The organism is Coraliomargarita parva, from assembly GCF_027257905.1.
Classification (GTDB): Bacteria; Verrucomicrobiota; Verrucomicrobiia; order Opitutales; family Coraliomargaritaceae; genus Coraliomargarita_A; species Coraliomargarita_A parva.
In genome coordinates this window covers 129201-149572 of sequence record NZ_JAPZEI010000006.1, presented here as the reverse complement: position 1 = coordinate 149572, position 20372 = coordinate 129201, and the positions used below count along the sequence as shown (strand labels likewise).

Below are 20372 nucleotides of genomic sequence, written 5' to 3'. Positions count from 1 at the left end.
CTTTATGCGTCCTCGCTTAAGTCGTCATAGAATGCCGCGATGGCCGCCGACATGTACGCGGTCGACCAGAGCATCCCGATCAGGAAGGCCAACATTCCGAGAAACATCCAACCAATGAAGCTCAAATAGAGACCGAAGAGTTTCGCCTTCCGCCCCTTCATCACTTCCGTACTGCGCTTGATTGCCCCTAGGACACCGAGCTCCGGCTCATCATTGGCGATGTAGTAGACCACACCATAACGCAGGAACATGTAGGTCCAGACAATCGCGCCGGGAATCAAGGCAACAAAAAGGCCGGCCACAAACATAGGATCCTCCTCCGGTATCGGCGCACCGCCGGTGTAGGCCATCACGACCAGGACAATACCCGGCGCGGCAGCCAACAAGCCCGCCAAAGACATCAGGATCGAGGTCACGAAATAAATTCCGAAGCCCGCAAAGAAACGAGAAAAGCCACTGAACAGGGTTCCGACTTCGGCGCTCTCCGCACGGTTCAGCCCCATGAAAAATGCCACCATCCCCAGCATCATCGGCCCCGTCAGCAACCACTGCAGCAACATCCCGGCCAACGGAATCATCCCACATGCCTGCTGAATGACCCCGTAAATAAAGACCACCAGCACCGCATTGCCCCAGTTGCCGGAAAGCGCGTCCCGAGCCTGGCCCCGCAATTCGGAATTCGGCGTCATGCCCCCGGTCCCCCGGATGCGGCCGCCCACCACCGGACGGCTCAAGCCCTCACGCAGCCCCTGCGCGTATTCGTCGCGGCAATTCGGACAGATCTGGCTGTCGCCCGCGGGAATCAACTCGTTGGCGCGGACCTGCGAGCCACAGGTCGGGCAGGCCGCGGTCGCCAGTCCCAATTTGGCCGGCGCTTCGGCTTCTCCGGCTCCGAAAATGCTGCCGAAACTGGCCCAGTCCTGCATGCCTTCACGCCAAATCAAGTTTTGCTCCTTGATCATTGAGGTGGCCAAAAGCCCCTTTAGCTCGGCCTCGCTGACAGGCCCGTTCTGCTCACCATTTCGCTCGTAATACCACTCCATGTCTATTTGCCTGGGTTTGGGTTCAAATCTACCGACTGTCCTAACAAACCGTTCGGTGGTGACGATCTAAAAGTGAAAAATCCATGACATCACCTCGGCAGGGACAACTATGATTGATGACGTTCGATCATGCCGAAAAGCGTGGCTTTTTCCTCCGCGGGAATCCGGGCCTCCTCAACCGCATCGTAGGCCGCGTCGGGATCCGTCTTCACCCACTCCCGGATACTTTGGTCCAAACTACGTTTCCGCTTATCGACATCCGTAATCGTAGCTGCCCAGATAAAGCCGGCTTCAGGGTCCGACCGGGAGATATTCCGTACCAGGGTCTCCACCGAGCGGTCACGCACCGGCCCCTCATCCATTGTGGAGATCCACTCGGAGGCCGCCATGGGGTCGTGCTGCACATAGTAATTCGCCACCTGACTGTAAATATTCTCCACCCCTCCGCCTTCGACTGTTTCCGGCAACCGGTCCAGCCACTCAATCGCCGCCTCCGGGTCCTCCCGGGTCCATTGCCCAAAAGCATTCTGCAAATATTCCAGATGCTTCCCCTCCGGCACCGAGGTTTTCAGGTAAGCCATCGCAGCCTGAGGATCCGACTGTATCCAGTTATCGAACACAGGTCGCAGCGCAAGGGACCGATCCCCCTCGTCCTCCAGCGACTCAGCCCAATCCAACGCAGCTTCGCGGTTGTATTTGGACCATTCCCGGCTGATATTGCCCACCAACTGCTCACGCACCATCGGGTCTTCGCTTGCCGCGACGAACCGGCTCGCCGCCTCGACGCCGTAACGCGCAATTTGCCAGCCCATACTCTGCAGCGCACGACGCTTCTCATCTTCGAAATCCAAGCCCGCGACAAACTGCAGGGCCGCCTCCGGATTCCTCTGCGCCAGATGGCTCCCCAAATTACCGATCGCGTTCATGCGCCCGTTCCCCGGCGGCAACTGCAGGGCAAATTCGATCGCTTTTTGCGGATCCTTGTCCGACAGGCTACGCACAAAATCCCCCACTTTCTGGTCGTAAAGTGAGCCTGTCGCCACAGTCCCCACCCAATCAAAAACAGACTTCATCTCATCGAAATCCATTCTCCATGCAAAATTGCCGAAGTGCAGGTTGGACAAAACATTACGCCGGGCCAGCGGATCCGTCTCTCTTTCGATGTACTCCTTGGCCGTATCAAAATCCTGGTTCAAGAGGTTCTGGAAGACCTCACGGCGCGAGTTATAGACCGTGCCGTCCATCGGCAGGGAATCCAGCCAACTCAAAGCCGCCATCGGATCACGATGCATCCACTCGTCCATCGCCCCGGACAAGGCCCGGACTTTAGCGGGCCCGTCGTCCAGTCCCAAGGCTGCCTGCCGGGCAGCCTCCGGCTCACGCTGCGCCCAGTTGCGGAAGATATTCCGGTAAGTCCACTCGGTCTGGTAGCCTGTACCTTCCAGCTCCTTCAACATCTCAATCGCACGATATGGCTGCTCCCCTGAAATCGCATTGACGATCCCCTGGATCGCGCTCTGTTTTTCCCGCCGGTCCTGCAGGCGCTTTGCCTTCGCAAAGGCCGCCTCCGGCTCCTCCCGAGCCCATGCGGAGAAAAACGAATTCCTCAGGCGGTATTGTTCATTCACCGGCTGGGACTCAATATAGGCCATCATACCAGCGGGATCGCTAGCAGCCCAACGCGAGATCAGGATATTACGGGTCATCCACTTCATGCTGCCGGCATATTTATCCAAGGCTTCCATCAAGGTGGCAAAGTCCTCTGGCCGCGCCGCCTTCAAGCGCGGCAAAAGCGCACTCAGTTGATCGAGCTGGTTCATCGACTCCAGTGACTTCAACCATTCCTCCGTAACCCCGTATTCCGCCACCGCCTTCGTCTCGGCCTTTGTCAGCTCAAGCTTTTCCCCGGGCTCGCCCTCAGCTCCCATGGCCGTGACGGTTTCGGATGTAACACCCGACTGCGTCGATGTAAGGGATGCAGCCGTGCTTGCTTGGGATTCCGGAACGCGCGTGCCAGACAGAAAATATCCTCCAAGCAGACCGGCAAGCAGGGCGAAAATCGGGGGCAACCATTTCATAATTCTAACCTAAAATCCGATAGGGACCTGGCAAGCGTTCTTGCGCCGAAATCGTGCTTCCGGAATTTCTCAATTCCTCAATGAGCTCGAACAGCGGTTTCTTCTCTTCCGCGTCCATGCGGGCGTCTTTGATCGCCTGCAGAGCCGCATCACTATCTTTCTCGGCCCATTTCCGAATCGTCTTCAATAGACTGAGGCGCCTGGCAGTCGCATCCCCAAGGGACACCCCCCAGATAAAGGCAGAGTCCGGATCCTGCTCACGGATCACGTTCACAAGTGACTCCGCCGCGGTATCACGCAGCCTTCCGGGCTCCATCGCGTCAATCCACCGGGAAGCCTCCATCGGACTATAAGTTGCATAATTATCAGTCACCGATCGATAGAGTTGCGACATTGTCCCCCAGTCTTGAATCGAAGCACGCTCCAGCAACTCAATCGCCCGTAAAGGGTCCCGGTTGGAGGTGTTGCGAATGGTAACGCTAAAAGCTTCGTTCCGCGCCGCCTCAGGTAAACTGTTGATGTAAACAAACGCTTCATCGGCATCGTCGCTTATCCAGTTCCGCAGCAATGCGAACCGTGCATTACGAATAGCGTCCGGGTCCGAAAGTCCCGCCATCCAGGCCATCGCCGCATCTCGGTTGTAGGCCGACCATGTCGACATCACTTGCCCAGCCATCTGCCTTTCGAGAACCAGGCTCTTCGAATCGGCAATAACCTGAGCAACAGCTTCTGCCCCCAAGTTCATCAATCGAGAATTAACCGCCCCCAAGGCTCGCCTTTGCTCGACTTCCCCTTCAAGCGACAGCGCATATTCAACACCCGCCACAGGATCATCCTGCGCAAGCCAAGCAGTCATCGCGCGGCAAGCGCTCAGACGAGGGCTTCCATCGGACATCTGCGCGACATACCCCTTAGCCCGCTCCAGATCTGCCCCAGCCATGGCTCGGACAAAAGCTTCATCCCTGTTATGCCGATCCGACAGCGTCGCATGCTGAGTATACCAGTCATACACACCGAGGATCTCGTCAAATGTCTTGTTCTTACAGTGGCCGGCGACATTAAAGTTCGACAATAAGATGCGACGCAGTTCGGGATCCGCATCCGATTCAACAGCTGTTACCACACGCTCGAAATCCAACTGGCCCACCTGCCCCGCCAACTGCATACGGGCCTGGTACACTGCGCTGTCCTGCGGAAGCGAATTCAACCAAGCCAATGCCGCCAGCGGATCCTTGCCCCCCCATGTCGAGATAATCCCTGCAAGCGCCTCTTGCTTGTCCTTTCCAAACGGGAGAGCGACCGCATGCTGACACGCGGCTTGCAGATCCTTTTGCGCGTATTCCTGAAACAGTCGTTGCATCAACCATGTGTCTTGTCGCCGTAGCCCTTCCAGCTCCTGCAGTAAGTCAAAAACTTCCGCCGGCCGCTCCTGCATCGATGCCTGCATAACCGCGGTCAAACCAAACCAGCGCTCCCCCATGTCATCCAACTGGAGTGCCCGTTCCCAAGCCGCGTGAAGATCCTGTTCCGCCAGAGCCTGCAGAGCCCGGCTCCGGATTGATGCCTGCTCCCGCTTCTCAGCGGTATCGGCATAGGCAAACAAGCCTTCCGGATCCAGCAAGGCCCACTGCTTCTCCAGAAGAGCGATAAACTCATAATTCAGCGGTTTTCGGCCCTGCCTTAGACTGTGCATGAGCGCCGGGTAACTTTCCAACCGCACCCCCGATAGCAAGTGGCAAAACGCAGCCATCCGGTCCAATGGACTTTGCTCTCCGAGCGAATCCAGCCAATCCGCAGTAATGATGACGGCATCACGATGGACCTTGTCCAAAACACCAGCCCCGCTCTCGGAATGCTTCTCCCCCACCAGATTCGATGACGAAACCGGCTGCGGCGAAGTCTCAGGTTTTGTCCCCGGTGCGCCAGCCCCACGAAAAAGCAAATAGCCGGCTGCAATCCCAAGCAGCAGCATAAGGAAGAGGGGTAGCCATTTCATAGCCGCAGGCTATAGGCGCACCCAGCACAAAGGCAAGCAGCCCTTCGTTAGTCCTGGCAACTCGTTGAAGCGAACGCGACAGCAATCCCTCAACCGGAATGGTCACACTTACTCAACCACCTCGACCGTTTCGACCGTATCCATGGTCAGGCCATGGTCATCCACATGAAAGACCACCGTACTGTGCTCGCCCACCTCGCCGCTGAGCAGGGCCCGGGCAAGACGGGTCTCGATCTGCTTTTGCAGGAAGCGCTTGAGCGGCCGTGCACCGTAAACGGGATCATAACCGCGCTCGGCCACCCAGGCGCGGGCATCGGCATCGAGCTCGATCTTGATACGGCGCTCTTCCAGACGCTGGTTCAGGCTCGCCAACAACAGGTCCACAATCCTGGTGATCTCGTCGAGCGTGAGCGGCTTGAACAGGATGATATCGTCGATCCGGTTGAGGAACTCGGGACGGAACCCCTGGCGCAGCTCGGCCATGACCGACTCGCGGACGTGCTCCGGAATCTGAGAGCCGGACACGCCGTCGATAAGGAAGCGGCTGCCGACATTCGAAGTCATGATAATGACCGTGTTCTTGAAATCGACAGTATGCCCCTGGGCATCCGTGATACGGCCATCATCCATGACTTGCAGCAGGACATTGAAGACATCCGGGTGCGCCTTTTCGACCTCGTCGAACAAGACCACACTATACGGCTTTCTGCGAACCGCTTCAGTCAACTGGCCACCTTCATCATACCCGATATAGCCCGGAGGCGCCCCGATCAGCCGTGCAACCGCATGCTTCTCCATGTACTCGGACATGTCGATGCGCACGATGTTGTCCTCCGTATCAAAGAGCGTTTCAGCCAGGGTCCGGGCCAACTCGGTCTTCCCCACCCCGGTCGGTCCGAGGAAGAGAAATGAACCGATGGGCCGGCGCGGGTCCTTGATGCCTGCACGGGCACGCAGGATAGCTTCGGAGACAAGGGTCACTGCCTCATCTTGGCCGACCACCCTGTTGTGCAGGACATCTTCCAGACGCAAAAGCTTTTCCTTTTCGCCTTCAACCAGACGCGTCACCGGCACACCAGTCCACTTTGAAACGATTTCCGCGATTTCCTCCTGCGAAACTTCCTCCTTCAAGAGGGCGCCCTCACGCGCTTCCGCGTCTTCAAGCTGCTTCAATTGCGCTTCCAGCTCGGGCATCTTGCCGTGACGAAGCTGCGCCACCTTGTTCAAATCGTATTGGCGCTCGGCCTTCTCCATCTCGATGCGCGTCGCATCGAGCTCTTCACGAACCTGACGAATCCGGTCGATCGCGCCTTTCTCCGACTCCCATTGAGCCCGGAGGCCGCCTTCCTTCTCACGAATATCAGCCAATTCCTTGGACAATGCTTTGAGACGTTCCTTCGAGGCCTCGTCCTTCTCATTTTTCAGGGCGGCTTCTTCGATCTCAAGCTGCAGCGCACGCCGGGTCAGTTCGTCCAGCTCTTGCGGCATACTGTCCATTTCGGTTCGGATCATGGCGCAGGCTTCGTCGACCAGGTCGATGGCCTTATCCGGGAGGAAGCGCTCACTGATGTAGCGGTGCGACAGCACTGCCGCCTGCACCAGAGCGTTGTCCTGAATGCGGACACCATGGTGAAGTTCGAAGCGCTCCCGCAGCCCACGCAGGATGGAAATGGTATCTTCCACATTGGGCTGATCAACCAAGACTGTCTGGAAACGACGCTCCAGGGCGGCATCCTTCTCGATATGCTTGCGGTACTCGTCCAGGGTCGTGGCCCCCACACAGTGCAACTCGCCGCGGGCCAGCATCGGCTTGAGCATGTTGCCGGCATCCATTGCGCCTTCGGTCTTACCGGCACCGACGATGGTATGCAACTCGTCGATAAAGAGCAGAATGCGTCCGTCACTGGACTTCACTTCAGCCAGCACGGCCTTGAGGCGCTCCTCAAACTCACCGCGGTACTTCGCCCCGGCCACCAGGGAACCCATGTCGAGTGCGAAGATGGTCTTGTCCTTCAATCCTTCCGGCACATCCCCACGCACGATCCGCTGGGCCAGGCCTTCCACGATTGCGGTCTTCCCGACCCCCGGTTCACCGATCAACACCGGATTGTTCTTCGTCTTGCGCGAAAGGATACGAATCACACGACGGATCTCGGAATCGCGACCGATCACCGGATCCATCTTGCCCTTCCGGGCCTGTTCCACCAAATCGATCCCGTATTTTTCAAGCGCTTCGAAAGTCGCCTCCGGATTACGACTGGTCACTTTCTGGTTGCCGCGTGCCGAGTTCAAGACGTCCTGCACTTTATTTTCATCAATGCCGAACTGCTTGAGGAATTCAGACAGCTTGCCGCTGGCACCGGAAACCAATCCCAGGAAGAGGTGTTCGGTGCTGACATAATCGTCCTTCAACTTGGTCTTGGCCTTTTCGGCGGCCCCCAAAGCAGTTTGCAGGGATGAAGACACATAAACCTGGCTGGCATTCACACTTCCACTGGCTTTAGGCAGCGCGTCGATCTGCCGTTTCAACGCCAATTCAACCGCAGAAGGCGTAATTTGCATCCGCTCCAAAAGACCCGGCACAATGCCCCCCTCCTGCTGCACCAAGGCAAGCAAGAGGTGCCAGCTGTCGATTTCCTGTTGGCCATACTGGCGTGCCAGGTTCTGCGCCTCCTGAACGGCAAAGGCAGACTTCTCGGTGTAACTGTTAAAATCAATATTCATGCTTATCCCCTTGCATTTCGCGTTCCAAGGAAGCCGAGTTAGAATCCGGCAAAGACCCACTACCAACCAACAACTTACAAAATCTACATAAAAGAGTCAAACGGATCGAATTAGACATAATAGAGACAACTTGCCCACCCGCTGTGCAATTATGGCACATATCACTAAACCTACGTTCGCTTCTCGACACCATCCGGAGAATCTCCATTAAGTCAGGCGTGCGTTTCGCGATCTTCAGCCTTCCACTCCTGTCTCTATTCGGACTCTCTCAACTCTCGGCATTTGAACAGGGCAGCTATTTCGTCTTCGATTTGCGCGCCGAAAGCAAGGGCAGCGAACTGGCTGGCTGCATCCACCTGACGCAGCCCAAAACACCGGCATCCGAGGCACCGGCGGCATCGCCGACAGCCGAAAAGAAGCAATCCGAGTTCGTCATAGATTTCGGGAGCAGCTTCGGCACTCCGAATTCCGCCTTCGATTTTTCAGAGGACCCCGCAGACACGAAGCAAGCTCCGCGCAGCACCCAAAGCTTCGGGCTCGGCAATGAGTCCAGCGACTTCAGCTTAGGTTCCGAAGAGTAGGAACACTGCTACATCCAGGGGAACAGATCAGGCTTTCAGTGTTTTCTTCGCCCGCTTCCGGTCGGGGTAGAGCGTCCTGCAGATTTCACAGACGGTACCGTCGCACCCCCGGGCGGTACAATGCTCGCGACCGTAGTAAATAATCTGCAGATGCAGCGCATTCCAGCGCTCTTCCGGGAAGAGTCGTTTCAGGTCCTTCTCCGTTTGCGCGACGTTTTTCCCCGAGCTGAGTCCCCACCGCTGGGCCAACCTGTGGATATGCGTATCCACAGGGAAGGAAGGGACGCCGAAGGCCTGGGCCATGACAACGGAGGCGGTCTTGTGCCCGACTCCCGGCAAGGCCTCAAGCGCGACCATATCGGCCGGAACTTGCCCTTCATATTTTTCCAGCAGGATTCGGGATAAGCCCGCTATGCCCTTCGCCTTCATCGGCGAGAGCCCGCAGGGACGGATGATCTCTCGGATCTCATCTTCCGAAATCTTGACCATATCCTGCGGCGTATCCGCCCGGGCAAAGAGCAAAGGAGTAATCTGGTTCACGCGGACATCAGTGCATTGAGCGGAAAGCAGGACCGCAACCAGCAAGGTATAGGCATCCTTGTGGTCGAGAGGGATCGGCGGATCCGGATACAATTCATCCAGTCGTCGGTTCACATAGGCAGCTCGCTCGGACTTGGTCATAGGTCAGCAGTTTGGACTCAATCCTTGGGGTGAGGCTATGAAAAAAGCCGCCTTTGCAGGCGGCTTTTTGAAAGCGATCGAAGCTCAGGTTTAGAACCAGCCCTTCTTACCGTTAATGTAGGTGGCAACGAAATCCTCGTCCGACTTCGTCAGGTAGAGGATGCCTTCAATAAGGCCGATGATACCCATAACCATGGGGCCAACAACCACGATCGAACCAAGAATACACACCAATAGCATGATGATTCCCTCCTTGGTATAACCGAGAATGAATTTGTGGATGCCAAGACCTCCAAGGATGATACCAAGGATGCCGGCTACGATTTTCTTTTCTGCACCTGCGGGTTTTTCTGACATAATATCTAAGTTAGTTGTTGATGGTGGAGCTTTGAAGAATTCAGCATTTGCCCTGAAATTCCCAGAAAATTCGAGTCTCGGCTAACGTTCGATATTGAATTCGATCTTCCATGAGTAGCTGGCCCGCACCGCTTGCCCCTGACGGGTGGGCACCGAGAACCGTGCCGATTCAACACCCCGTTTGGCCGCCTCGATAAATTGGGCATGCGAATAACTGAGAACCTTGTCCACTTCAACACGTCCGGACTCATCGATCAGGACCAACAGCTGAACGTATCCGGAAATACCGCTACGCTGCAGTTGCGGCGGATAGTTGATACGAAGCCCCCGGGTCAGATGCGGGACTTCGTCGAGCTCATCAAAGCCGAAAATCTCCATCATTTGTTCGGCACTCTCCGTTTTCAGGTCCAGATCCAGGCCGACACCGATCGTGATCTCGCCACCGATACCGGGATTGAGGCTCAGTTCCAACTGCTCCAAGTTCGGCAGGGGCGGCTCAAGCTTCAGCTCCGGCGGGGGCGTCTCTTCCGCCCGAGGAGGCGGCGGAGGCGACTCGGATGGAGGCGGCGGAGGCGGGGGTGCGCTCAGGTTGCTTTCCTCGATCGCATTGACCGTGCGCTCGTTCCGCGTGAACATTTGCGTCATCGGTATCAAAAGAAAGAGCAGTCCGGCGGCAAGAATTCCCATTAGGGTCGCTCCCCAGCCATTACTGCTACGTTTCGGCGATTGATACAGACGCGTCATAAAAACCCGCTAGTTTCCCATCTTTGCCGGCGGTGTCAAAGCCGGAGCGACAGGCGCGGGAACGGGACTAGATCGGATCCTGGATCTGGGCGTTCCGCTCTTCGATACGGCCAGTTCCAGTCCCCAGCAAGTCAGTGAGCAGGCTGCTGCCATAATAGCCTCCTAATGAGGCTAGGGCCGCAAAGATCAGGACACAAAAAGTCAGTACCGTACCCAGCCCCCAGATCCGGCGACTCAAAAGCAGGCCGGTCAAGAGAAAGGCCAGCGCGAAAGCTGCCCAGGGCAAATACAGCGGCGCCCAGGACTGCTCCAGCTTCGGCAGGGCATAGACCTCAACCGCGGCGTAGGCAAGCAAGGCCAAAGCAAGGGGCAGACAGAGCGCGAAAAACGATGCAACCAGTCCGCGCTTGCTCCCCAACACAGAGGAAGACAGCCGTGCGATGACCCAGGCACAGAACAGGGCAACACCGAACACGACATAGAAGGCATTGGAACCGGCGGCATAGCCGATCACGGAGGTCAGCAAGTTCAGTATCGAATCGATCAGTGGTTCCGGCATGGCAGGGCTTGCGCTCAAAGAAAGAGTTAGCAGCTTTTCCGGCAATTAGGAAGTCTTAATCACGGAGCGCAAGTCACCGTAGAGGCGGGCCAACTCGGGCATGGCAAGCCCCAATGCCTCCCCGCGACGCAAGGGCTCGCCCCAGATCGATTCAAGTTCGACCGCGCGACCATCCAAAAAGTCGATCAGGGACGACGGCTTATACGCCCCCATCCGCTCGGTCACATCAAATTGCCCCTGCAGGAAGCTGTCGGCGATCTCGCAACCGGCACGACCGGCGGCGGCCTGGATTTCCTCCATCAGAACACGGGCACGCTTCGACAATTCAGGATTGGACAGGATCAAATCGGTAGTGATCCCCCCGGCGGCGATTGCCAGACCATTGAACGGGACATTCCAACACAGTTTGCGCCAGAGGGCGGCGTCCAGCGCGGGCGAAAAATTCGTCTTGATCCCGGCCGCCTTGAAGTCGGCCACCATGGCCTCGGCCTGTTCAGGCCAACGGTCGCCCATCGAACCGATTTCCACCCGACCAGGCAGGTAATTCTCAACCACCCCCGGCGCCGTGCGGTTCACACAGACAAAGCAGAGCCCCGCCAGCATTGGCGTCTCTGAAAAAAAACGGGCGAAATATTCGGCGTTCCCCATCCCATTCTGCAGGGTGAGCACGACCGTGCGTCCCGGCTCAATCAAGGGACGTAAATCATCCACCATCGTCTCATTGTAGGTCGACTTGGCCGCAATCACGACAGAGTCGACCGAGCCGATCTCACGGGAGTCTCGCGCGACCTGAGCCGGGACAATCACATCCTCCGAGTTCAGAGTCCCCCCGTTCGGGTCGATCATACGGATCCGGATACCCTGCTCAGACAGGACACCGTAGTCCGAACGCCCCAAGACTGACAGCGACTGCCCACTCTTCGCCAGCAAGCCGCCATAATAAAGCCCAATCGCGCCGGGCCCGACCAGCGCCCACTTTTTTTGATTCTGCACCATATCAGAAGCCTAACAAACCGGACCACACCCGGAAGTCCATTCCGTATGCGCTTTCCCCGGGGCAAACTTGAGCGGAGGACGCATCCTCAGCCGTCCATCGTGTCGGCTTTGAAGCAGAAACTGTCCTTGAGCTCGGGTTGTTTCTCAGGGAAATCCAAGATGTAATGCAAGCCCCGGCTTTCCTCGCGCTGCAGGGCGCAATTCACAATGAGTCCCGCGACTTCGATCATATTGCGCAGCTCAAGCAGACTGACATCCACCTTGAAGTTCCAGTAATACTCGTCGATCTCGCGCTGCAGATTATGAATTCGAGTACGGGCCCGTTGCAAGCGCTTGGTCGTGCGAACGATACTGACATAGTCCCAAAGCGTCTGCTTGAGTTCGTCCCGGTTGTGAGTCAGCACCACCCGCTCGTCCGAATCCCGCACATCGCCATCCACCCAATCAGGCAGATCAATCACACTTAGGTTCCGGGTCGACAGATAGTCCGCGACCGCAGTCGCGCCACGGCTCGCCATCACCACCGCTTCCAAGAGCGAATTACTGGCCAGGCGGTTTGCGCCGTGCAGCCCGGTACAGGCCACCTCACCACAGGCATAGAGCCCCGGCATGGAAGTCTCGCCACTCAGGTTGGTCTTGACCCCACCGCAGAGATAGTGGGCGGCGGGCACTACGGGAATCATATCCTTCTCCAGGAAAATGCCTCGATCCGCACAATAGTCGTAGATATTCGGGAAGCGCTCGCGCAACTCATCTACCGGAACATGCCGGATATCCAGCCACACATGACGCGTACCGGACTTCTTCATTTCCGAGTCGATCGCACGGGCCACGATGTCCCGGGGAGCGAGGTCCTTTCGCGGATCGTATTTCGGCATGAAGGCCTCACCGGCCTGATTCCGGAGAATCGCGCCCTCCCCCCGAACCGCTTCGCTGATCAGAAAGCGCTCGCCATCAACCGAAAAGAACGCCGTGGGGTGGAACTGGATGAATTCCATATTACGGATTTCGACGCCAGCCCGGTAGGCCATGGCGATTCCATCCCCCGTCGCAATCTCCGGATTCGTCGTATATTGATAGACCTGGCCGATCCCCCCCGTCGCCAGCATCACCGCATCGGCCCGGTAGGTCTTGACCTCTTCCGCCTCGGAATCGAGCACATAGACGCCGATCACGCGGTCCCGGCCTTCCGGCATGGCGTGCCCACGCTTGCTCAATTTCGACTTGGTAATCAGTTCGATCGCAAAATGATGCTCCAGCGTGTCGATATTGGGGTTCATAGCCACCGCATGCAGGAGCGCTTCCTCAATCGCCTTTCCGGTCACATCCTTGACGTGCAGGATCCGGCGCTTGGAATGCCCCCCCTCTTTGCCGAGTGAGACCCGCCCATCATTCAGCTGGGTAAATTCCACCCCGCGCCGGGCCAGCTCTTCGATGCTGGCACGCCCATCCTGAAGAATTTCGCGCACCGCGGCCTCGTCGCACAAGCCATCGCCCGCATCGAGGGTGTCCGCCACATGCATCTCGACATCATCCGTCTGTGAGGTCACAGCCGCAATCCCTCCCTGGGCATAATTCGTATTCGAATCCGCCGAGTTCTTCTTCGTGATGATAGCGACCCGCTTGCCGGCTTCGGCCACCTGGATCGCAAAACTCAAACCTGCGATGCCGCTGCCAACGACAATCACATCATAGATGTTGGACATTCCAATGTAGGGTTAGAGGAGTATGTTATCTATCAAGCGTGTTTGATCGACCCAGGCCGCAAGACACACGATCTGGCGGCCTGGAATGATTTCCCGGGCCGGTTCCATCGTATCACGGTCCACGATCTGCACATAAATCATCCGGATCCGGCGCGACAGGCTCAGTTGATGGGTAATTTCCGCAACCACACGGTCCACCTGACGGACCCCCTGGTCGACCAGGCGCTTCCCTTCCTGCAAGGCCCGGGGAATGGTCAAGGCGTCCTGACGCTGAAAATCCGTGAGGTAGGCATTGCGGGAACTGGTGGCCAGCCCGTCGGCATCGCGCGCCGTCGGCCCGATGACGATCTCGGTGGGCACGTTCATGTCCGCCACCATCTTCTTGATCACCGCACATTGCTGCGCGTCCTTCTGCCCGAAAACCGCAATATCCGGCCGTGTGATGTTGAAAAGCTTGAGCACCACCGTGGTCACTCCGCGGAAATGGTTGGGGCGGGACACCCCGCACAGACCGGCACTTAATTTCTCCTCATTCACATAGGTGGAATAGCCCGGAGGATAGATTTCGCTCATCGACGGCGCAAAAACGATGTCTACTCCGCGCGCTCGACACTTCTCCATATCCGCCTCCAGGGTGCGGGGATACTTGTCGAAATCCTCGTTGGGACCGAACTGGGTGGGGTTGACAAATATCGAAACGATGACTTTGTCTGCCCTTTCCTTGGCAATATCGACCAACGATAGATGCCCCTCGTGTAGGTTACCCATGGTCGGAACCAAACCGATCAGGCGCCCGCTGGAGCGGAGACCGATCGCATGAGACTGCATTTCGTTGACCGATTGAATTGTCTGCATAAGCAATAAAGGTTTCAGCTTTAACGCCCAACATCTTACACCACAACCATAAACATTACCACGGCTGGGTCCAGACACAGCCATTAGCGATAAGCCATCAGACACCAGACATTCCATTATGAGCGATCCCTACATCCAGGAACTCTTCGCCGAGCGCATCGGCGGCAACCAATACGGCAAGTCCACCGCGATCTATAAGTTCGAGAAGATCAAGCGGGCCAAGAAAGCGGCCAAAAAGGCCAAGCCGGACGTCGACCTGATCGACATGGGCGTCGGCGAGCCTGACGAAATGGCCTTCCCCATCGTGGTCGAAACCCTCCAGTCCGAGGCCGCCAAGCCCGAAAACCGCGGCTATGCCGACAATGGCGGCGACGAATTCAAGCAAGCCGCCGCCCAGTATATGACCGACGTCTTCGGCGTGAAAGACATCGACTGGGAAACCGACGTGGTCCACTCCATCGGTTCCAAAACCGCTCTGTCCATGATCCCGGCCTGCTTCATCAATCCGGGCGACTACGTGCTCATGACCGTGCCCGGCTATCCGGTGCTCGGCACCCACGCCAAATACTACGGCGGCCAGGTGTACAACATGCCCCTGAAAGAGGAGAACGACTTCCTCCCCGATCTCGATGCGGTCCCGGCCGATGTGGTCACCAAGGCCAAAATCATGGTGCTGAACTACCCGAACAACCCGACCGGCGCCTCCGCGACCCTTGAGTTCTTCGAAAAGGCCGTCGCTTTCGCCAAGGCTAACAACCTGATCATCCTGCAGGACGCCGCCTACGCTTCCCTCATTTTCGAAGGCACCCCGACCTCGATCTTCCAAGTGCCGGGCGCGAAGGAAGTCGCCATCGAGCTGCACTCCCTCTCCAAGAGCTACAATATGACCGGCTGGCGGATCGGTTTCGTCGTGGGCAACCCGCTCATCGTGCAGGCCTATGCCGACATGAAGGATAACTCCGACTCCGGCCAATTCCTCGCCATCCAGAAAGCAGGGGCCGTCGCCCTGGCCAACCCGCAGATCACCGAGGAGATCGCCGCTAAGTACTCCCGTCGTATGGACCTTCTGGTCGACGCCCTCAACAGCAACGGCTTCTCTGCAAAGAAGCCGAAGGGCAGCTTCTTCCTCTATGTCGCCGCGCCGAAATCCGCCACCGTCAACGGCGAAACCACCGAGTTCAAGACCGGTGAAGACTTCAGCCAGTGGCTCATTACCAACGAGCTCATCAGCACAGTGCCTTGGGACGACTGCGGCAGCTTCGTCCGCTTCTCCGTCACCTTCGCCGCCAAGGGCGTCGAGAAGGAGAAGGAGATCGCCGCCGAAATCGCCCAGCGCCTCAAAAAATACGAGTTCAGCTTCTAAGCTTGTAGGCGTGTCCGCTCGTCGGACGCTCTTCACTCAGCAGGCGCTCGCAAGCGCCACAACAGCCTTTCATCAAGCACGCCTCATCCGGGGCGTGCTTTTTTATTTCATGAGCAATCACGATACGAATGAATCCCGCCCAAGCCTCGAACGACTCTGGAAGTATCACGAATGATCTGGAACGGCTCATATTTTGCCGGAAAAATCTTGTTCCCAGGCAAAGTACAACAAAGCCTAGTCGTTCTTCCGAAATTATGAAAAACAAACTCTGCCTCTTTCTCTGCGCCCTTCTCCCCCTTGCCTCCCATTGGCTCCAAGCCGATGCCCCTTCCGGCAAGCTGGACCTCTACCTCCTCATTGGGCAATCCAACATGGCGGGCCGGGCGCCCTATACGAAAGCCGAAAGCCAGCCCATGGAAGGCGTCTACTTGCTAAATGGCAGCGACGAATGGCAGCCGGCGGCAAATCCATTGAACCTCTACTCGACGATTCGCAAAGAAGTCGGCATGCAAAAGATGGGCCCCGGCTATGGCTTTTCCTTAGCGATGCGTGAGGCCAAGCCGGACCTAGCCATCGGGCTCATCGTCAATGCCAAAGGCGGCACGAGCATCCAGCAGTGGACAAAGGGGGATACCTTTTACGACGAAGCCATCCGCCGCACGAAAATCGCCATGCAATCGGGCACCCTCAAAGGCATCCTTTGGCATCAGGGCGAATCCGATGCCTCGGACGAAAAATACCTCCAAAAGATCGAACAACTAATCGCGGACCTCCGGAAAGACCTGGATGCCCCCGAGCTACCCTTCGTTGCCGGCATGATCAACGACACGAAGGATTACCCCGTCAACCGAGTCATTGTACAACTCCCCGAACGCGTGGCACACACTGCAGTCGTCTCCAACGAGGGTCTGGTCATCATGGACCAGTGGCACTTCAACCATGACAGCGCCCTCACACTCGGCGAACGCTACGCCGAAAAGATGCTGGAGCTGCAAGCGACCAAGTAAAAGATTTAAGATCTCTTACCTGAAAAGCTAAAGACGCTGGCTTCGGAACCCTGTCCCGGGACGTCTGCGGCGAATGGCACTACTTTAAGGACAAATTGAAGGGTTCCTATTGCAACAAAGCGTCGCTCGTAGTGGCTGCTTTAGCTGCCATATTCAGCATCCTAAGCCACCTCGGCTCGATGGCGACTGAAGTCGCCACTACGATAAGAAGCTTAAAGTAGTGCCATTCACGTCTGCGGCAGCTTCGTCCGCTTCTCTCTCACCTTCGCCGCCAAGGGCGTCTAAAAAGAGAAGGAGATCGCCCAACGCCGGGCCAAGTACGAATTCAGTTTCTAAAGAAGCAACGGTAACTTCCTGCTTTCAAGCACGCTCCAGAGGGGCGTGCTTTTTTATTTAGCATCATAAACAAGCGACCAAGACCTAATTTAATAGGTTAACTAAAATTAGGTTCGAAGTGGTTCGAAATTAATACAGGATCCAAGCTACCCTAATAACCAGGCCTAGCGCCCGAAATCATCAACCCCACCTCATTAGCCATGAGAAAATCATTTTTGCTGCCCCTGCTGGCGGCCTGCGCCTTACCGGCATCCATGACCTTCGGAGCGAGCTTGCTCAATATTACAAGCACTGGAACAGCCATTTCGGAGGTAGACCTAACTGCAACCGGCACGACGAACTGGGCGCTCTGGGACATCTTTAGCAGCTCCACCGTGAGCGATCTGGCGCCGACCGCTTCAAAAAACACGGGTTCAGCTACGGGCATCGGCATTATGAGTCATATCACCCCCTTTGGCGGCACCACAGTACGAGGGACCACCAGCATCAATAATTACACCGACACGTTCACATGGACGCAATCGGATGAAGCAAGTAACATAGCCGCCCCCAGCGACGGCCTGGCAATTGGTGCGTTCAATGGCACACTCAACACGACGGGTCTCGGCGTAACTTTCAATATAACGGATCTGGCAGCACTCAGCGGAGGGCTGTATTATGAGATCAGTGTTTTCACCACCAGCTTTCGGGGAACCGGGGAATTCAATGCGGATATCAACGGGACTTCAACCGTTACCCAAGCAGGGATCGCACATGACACAATCAAAGACACCGATTATTTCTCTATCGCCTATAATCCGGACAGTACGAGCGATGTCTTGAATATCTCATTTGAACTCGCTTCCTTGATCTCCGGAGGCAGCGCCCACACTGCCATTCAGGCGGTCAGTATCAGCATTGTCCCCGAACCATCCACCTTCGCGCTGATCGCAGGCTGCCTGGCCATGGTATGGATCGGACTGCAGCGCCGACGCCTGGGCGAGAATTAAAGCAAGCGTTCCCGTAACTCGGAAGGCGTCACAAAGACGGCTCCCTGCTCCTGCAGGAAAGCGACAATTTGCTGAAACTGTTCGAAGCGTGCCTCATCCCAACCTCCGGGATGCCCCTGCAGTACGTAGTAAGCCTGATCCGGCTGCTTCAGGAAATCCCGCTTGAACGCCTCGAAGTTGGGGTGATGCACCGGCTGCTCCATGTTCAGCGAGCGCTTCAGGTTCACCTGCCCCGGCAGCAAATCGGCATTCTTAGAACCGTACATCCAGCTGGTAATCTCAGGCAATTCTCGGAGGGCCCGCACCGTGTTTGCGTCATTCGCATTGTAGGGTGAGCCAAAACTTTGAAAGGCAAAGCCCAGCTTTTCCTTCGCCAAGGCTTGCGAACGGATCAGCGTATCAAGCTGTGTCTCAAAATCAGGTCCCTTGAATTCGGACACTCCGGTTTCCTTGTTACGCCCATGCGTGTAGCCATGGTTCCAGAACTCGACCTGGCCGGAATCATGCAAGGCACGAATGCGGGCGAAATACTCCGGCGTGCCTTTGCTTAAGGAGTTACAGATAATCCCGACCGAGACCTTGATCCCAGCCTCATCGGCAATTTCCACAAAGCGATTCCAACCGGAGCCAAAGCCGGCGGTCGAAGGATCGTCACGACAGATCAAATCATCCGCCTTGATCACAACCAAGGGACCTTCGGCCTCCATTGCATTTGCAGAACTGAGCATCGGAAGTACGGAAACGAAGAAACAGAATAATATAGAACGCAACATGGACCCAAAGGTCTACCGCTGGGAGGCTCGATTCAATTAGAATCGACGGTTACTGTCACTTCACCAACTTGTCCCCGCAAACCTTACAGTAGGTCGCGTCGGGATCGTGATTTTCCCAACCACAGGCCGGGCAAATCCGGTCCGGGGAGGACGTGCTCGCCTCACTGGGACGCGTCATCTCGGAGGTCACGATCGCGGTCGGCACGGCAATGATGCCGTATCCGGTAATCATGATCAGCGAGGCCACAAACTGCCCGAGCGGCGTCTGCGGCGAGATATCGCCATAGCCCACCGTGGTCAGTGTCACGATCGCCCAGTACACGCTCTTGGGAATACTGGTGAAGCCATGCTCCGCCCCCTCGATCAAGTACATCAGCGAACCAAGAATCAAAACAAGGGTGATCACGGCGAAGATGAAGACGGCGATCTTCCGGGCGCTGGCCCGCATGGCGCGCATCAATATGTTCGCCTCTCCGATATATTTGGCCAATTTCAACACCCGGAAGATCCGTAAGACCCGAAGCACCCGCAAAAGCATGAGGTAGTGCGCCCCCGGAACCAGCAGGTCGATGTAAGCCGGCAGGATGGCCAAAAGGTCCACCACCCCGAAAAAACTGTGCGCATATTTCAGAGGCTTCTCCGAGACATAGAGACGGAGTGCATACTCCACCGTGAACATCCCGGTGATGAACCATTCCAAGGCATACAGCCAACGGCGCACATCTCCATTGATCCCCGGAACACTCTCCAACATGACCACGATAACGCTCACCACAATCGACAAGATCAGGGCCACATCAAAGAGCTTCTCGTCCCAGTGGCTGGATTGGAATATGATGCGACGGCACTCGCTACGGAACTGACCGGACATGCTTACGATAGAAGGCGGGCAGCGAGAGATGGCAAGCGTAGGCCGCCAAGATTGAAGGGAATACTTGCACACACTTTGATTCCTCAAATACTGACAGCGACTAACCGAAATGAAGACACTACCTGAAATCTTTGAGAACAACCGTAAATGGGCCAACGAAATCCGCGCCGAAGACCCGGACTTTTTTGAAAAGCTGGCCAAGCAACAGAATCCGCAGTTCATGTGGATCGGCTGCTCGGACAGCCGCGTGCCGGCCAACCAGATCGCCGGGCTGATGCCGGGCGAGGTCTTCGTCCACCGGAACATTGCCAACATGGTCGTGCACACGGATCTGAACATGCTCTCCGTGCTGCAGTATGCAGTCGACGTGCTGGAGGTGAAACACGTCATGGTCGTCGGCCACTACGGCTGCGGAGGCATCAAGGCCGCAATGGGCAAGCAGCGTTTCGGTCTCATCGATAACTGGCTCCGCCATATCCAGGATGTCGCCACGCTTCAGGCAGCCGAGCTGGAACCGCTCGATGAGGAAGCCAGGTTCGACCGCCTCTGCGAACTCAATGTGATCGCCCAGGCCGAAAATCTGCAACGTACTTCCGTGCTGCTGGAAGCCTGGGCCAGAGGCCAGGAAATCCACATCCACAGCTGGATCTATAGCCTGAAGGACGGCGGCCTCCGCAATTTGAGTGACGCAATTACAGGGCCAAAGGAATAGC

At 56.7% G+C, this 20372-nt stretch carries 18 protein-coding genes; 5 read left to right on the top strand and 13 right to left on the bottom strand.

The window, feature by feature from the left end:
- Window positions 1–2: 2 nt before the first annotated feature.
- The 4 genes from O2597_RS10530 to clpB form a co-directional block, all read right to left on the bottom strand.
- Window positions 3–1043, bottom strand: a complete 1041-nt coding sequence (locus O2597_RS10530; protein WP_269524622.1) for a DUF975 family protein — start codon at window positions 1041–1043, stop codon at window positions 3–5.
- A 107-nt stretch (window positions 1044–1150) separates the two neighbouring features.
- Complete coding sequence (locus O2597_RS10525; protein ID WP_269524620.1) at window positions 1151–3121, bottom strand: hypothetical protein; 1971 nt, start codon at window positions 3119–3121, stop codon at window positions 1151–1153.
- A 4-nt stretch (window positions 3122–3125) separates the two neighbouring features.
- Window positions 3126–5117, bottom strand: a complete 1992-nt coding sequence (locus tag O2597_RS10520; RefSeq protein ID WP_269524618.1) for a hypothetical protein — start codon at window positions 5115–5117, stop codon at window positions 3126–3128.
- 108 nt (window positions 5118–5225) lie between these two features.
- A complete protein-coding gene (clpB, locus tag O2597_RS10515) occupies window positions 5226–7841 on the bottom strand; it encodes an ATP-dependent chaperone ClpB (protein WP_269524617.1) in 2616 nt (871 codons plus the stop codon).
- A gap of 218 nt (window positions 7842–8059) precedes the next feature.
- On the opposite strand from clpB, the gene O2597_RS10510 reads away from it, so the two are divergent.
- The gene (locus tag O2597_RS10510) at window positions 8060–8422 is read left to right on the top strand and encodes a hypothetical protein (RefSeq protein WP_269524616.1); all 363 of its coding nucleotides are present in this window, start codon (window positions 8060–8062) and stop codon (window positions 8420–8422) included.
- Window positions 8423–8449: 27 nt separating this feature from the next.
- Here O2597_RS10510 and nth read toward each other — a convergent pair whose 3' ends face one another.
- The 7 genes from nth to panC form a co-directional block, all read right to left on the bottom strand.
- Entirely contained in the window at window positions 8450–9103 is a 654-nt protein-coding gene (nth, locus tag O2597_RS10505; RefSeq protein WP_269524614.1) for an endonuclease III, read from the bottom strand.
- A 90-nt stretch (window positions 9104–9193) separates the two neighbouring features.
- On the bottom strand, window positions 9194–9460 hold the full coding sequence (locus tag O2597_RS10500; protein ID WP_269524613.1) for a TM2 domain-containing protein: 267 nt from the start codon (window positions 9458–9460) through the stop codon (window positions 9194–9196).
- 81 nt (window positions 9461–9541) lie between these two features.
- Window positions 9542–10204, bottom strand: a complete 663-nt coding sequence (locus tag O2597_RS10495) for an energy transducer TonB (RefSeq protein WP_269524611.1) — start codon at window positions 10202–10204, stop codon at window positions 9542–9544.
- Between the two features lie 67 nt (window positions 10205–10271).
- Entirely contained in the window at window positions 10272–10781 is a 510-nt protein-coding gene (locus O2597_RS10490) for a hypothetical protein (protein WP_269524610.1), read from the bottom strand.
- Window positions 10782–10808: 27 nt separating this feature from the next.
- On the bottom strand, window positions 10809–11759 hold the full coding sequence (locus O2597_RS10485) for a 2-dehydropantoate 2-reductase (protein WP_269524608.1): 951 nt from the start codon (window positions 11757–11759) through the stop codon (window positions 10809–10811).
- A gap of 86 nt (window positions 11760–11845) precedes the next feature.
- Entirely contained in the window at window positions 11846–13465 is a 1620-nt protein-coding gene (nadB, locus tag O2597_RS10480) for an L-aspartate oxidase (RefSeq protein WP_269524607.1), read from the bottom strand.
- Window positions 13466–13477: 12 nt separating this feature from the next.
- Window positions 13478–14320 carry a pantoate--beta-alanine ligase gene (gene panC, locus O2597_RS10475; protein ID WP_269524606.1) on the bottom strand — a complete coding sequence of 281 codons (843 nt, stop codon included), beginning with the start codon at window positions 14318–14320 and terminating at the stop codon, window positions 13478–13480.
- 118 nt (window positions 14321–14438) lie between these two features.
- Between panC and O2597_RS10470 the strand changes: the two genes are divergently transcribed.
- From O2597_RS10470 to O2597_RS10460, 3 genes are all read left to right on the top strand, one after another.
- Window positions 14439–15683 carry an LL-diaminopimelate aminotransferase gene (locus O2597_RS10470; protein ID WP_269524604.1) on the top strand — a complete coding sequence of 415 codons (1245 nt, stop codon included), beginning with the start codon at window positions 14439–14441 and terminating at the stop codon, window positions 15681–15683.
- Between the two features lie 254 nt (window positions 15684–15937).
- Entirely contained in the window at window positions 15938–16690 is a 753-nt protein-coding gene (locus O2597_RS10465) for a sialate O-acetylesterase (protein ID WP_269524601.1), read from the top strand.
- Between the two features lie 536 nt (window positions 16691–17226).
- On the top strand, window positions 17227–18015 hold the full coding sequence (locus O2597_RS10460) for a hypothetical protein (RefSeq protein ID WP_269524599.1): 789 nt from the start codon (window positions 17227–17229) through the stop codon (window positions 18013–18015).
- On the opposite strand, the gene O2597_RS10455 is transcribed toward O2597_RS10460, so the two are convergent.
- Both O2597_RS10455 and O2597_RS10450 read right to left on the bottom strand, forming a co-directional pair.
- Entirely contained in the window at window positions 18012–18743 is a 732-nt protein-coding gene (locus O2597_RS10455; protein WP_269524597.1) for a DUF2334 domain-containing protein, read from the bottom strand. The genes O2597_RS10460 and O2597_RS10455 overlap by 4 nt on opposite strands.
- Before the next feature lie 100 nt (window positions 18744–18843).
- Window positions 18844–19659 carry an ion transporter gene (locus O2597_RS10450; RefSeq protein ID WP_269524596.1) on the bottom strand — a complete coding sequence of 272 codons (816 nt, stop codon included), beginning with the start codon at window positions 19657–19659 and terminating at the stop codon, window positions 18844–18846.
- Between the two features lie 109 nt (window positions 19660–19768).
- On the opposite strand from O2597_RS10450, the gene can reads away from it, so the two are divergent.
- Complete coding sequence (can, locus tag O2597_RS10445) at window positions 19769–20371, top strand: carbonate dehydratase (RefSeq protein WP_269524595.1); 603 nt, start codon at window positions 19769–19771, stop codon at window positions 20369–20371.
- Window position 20372: the final 1 nt, after the last annotated feature.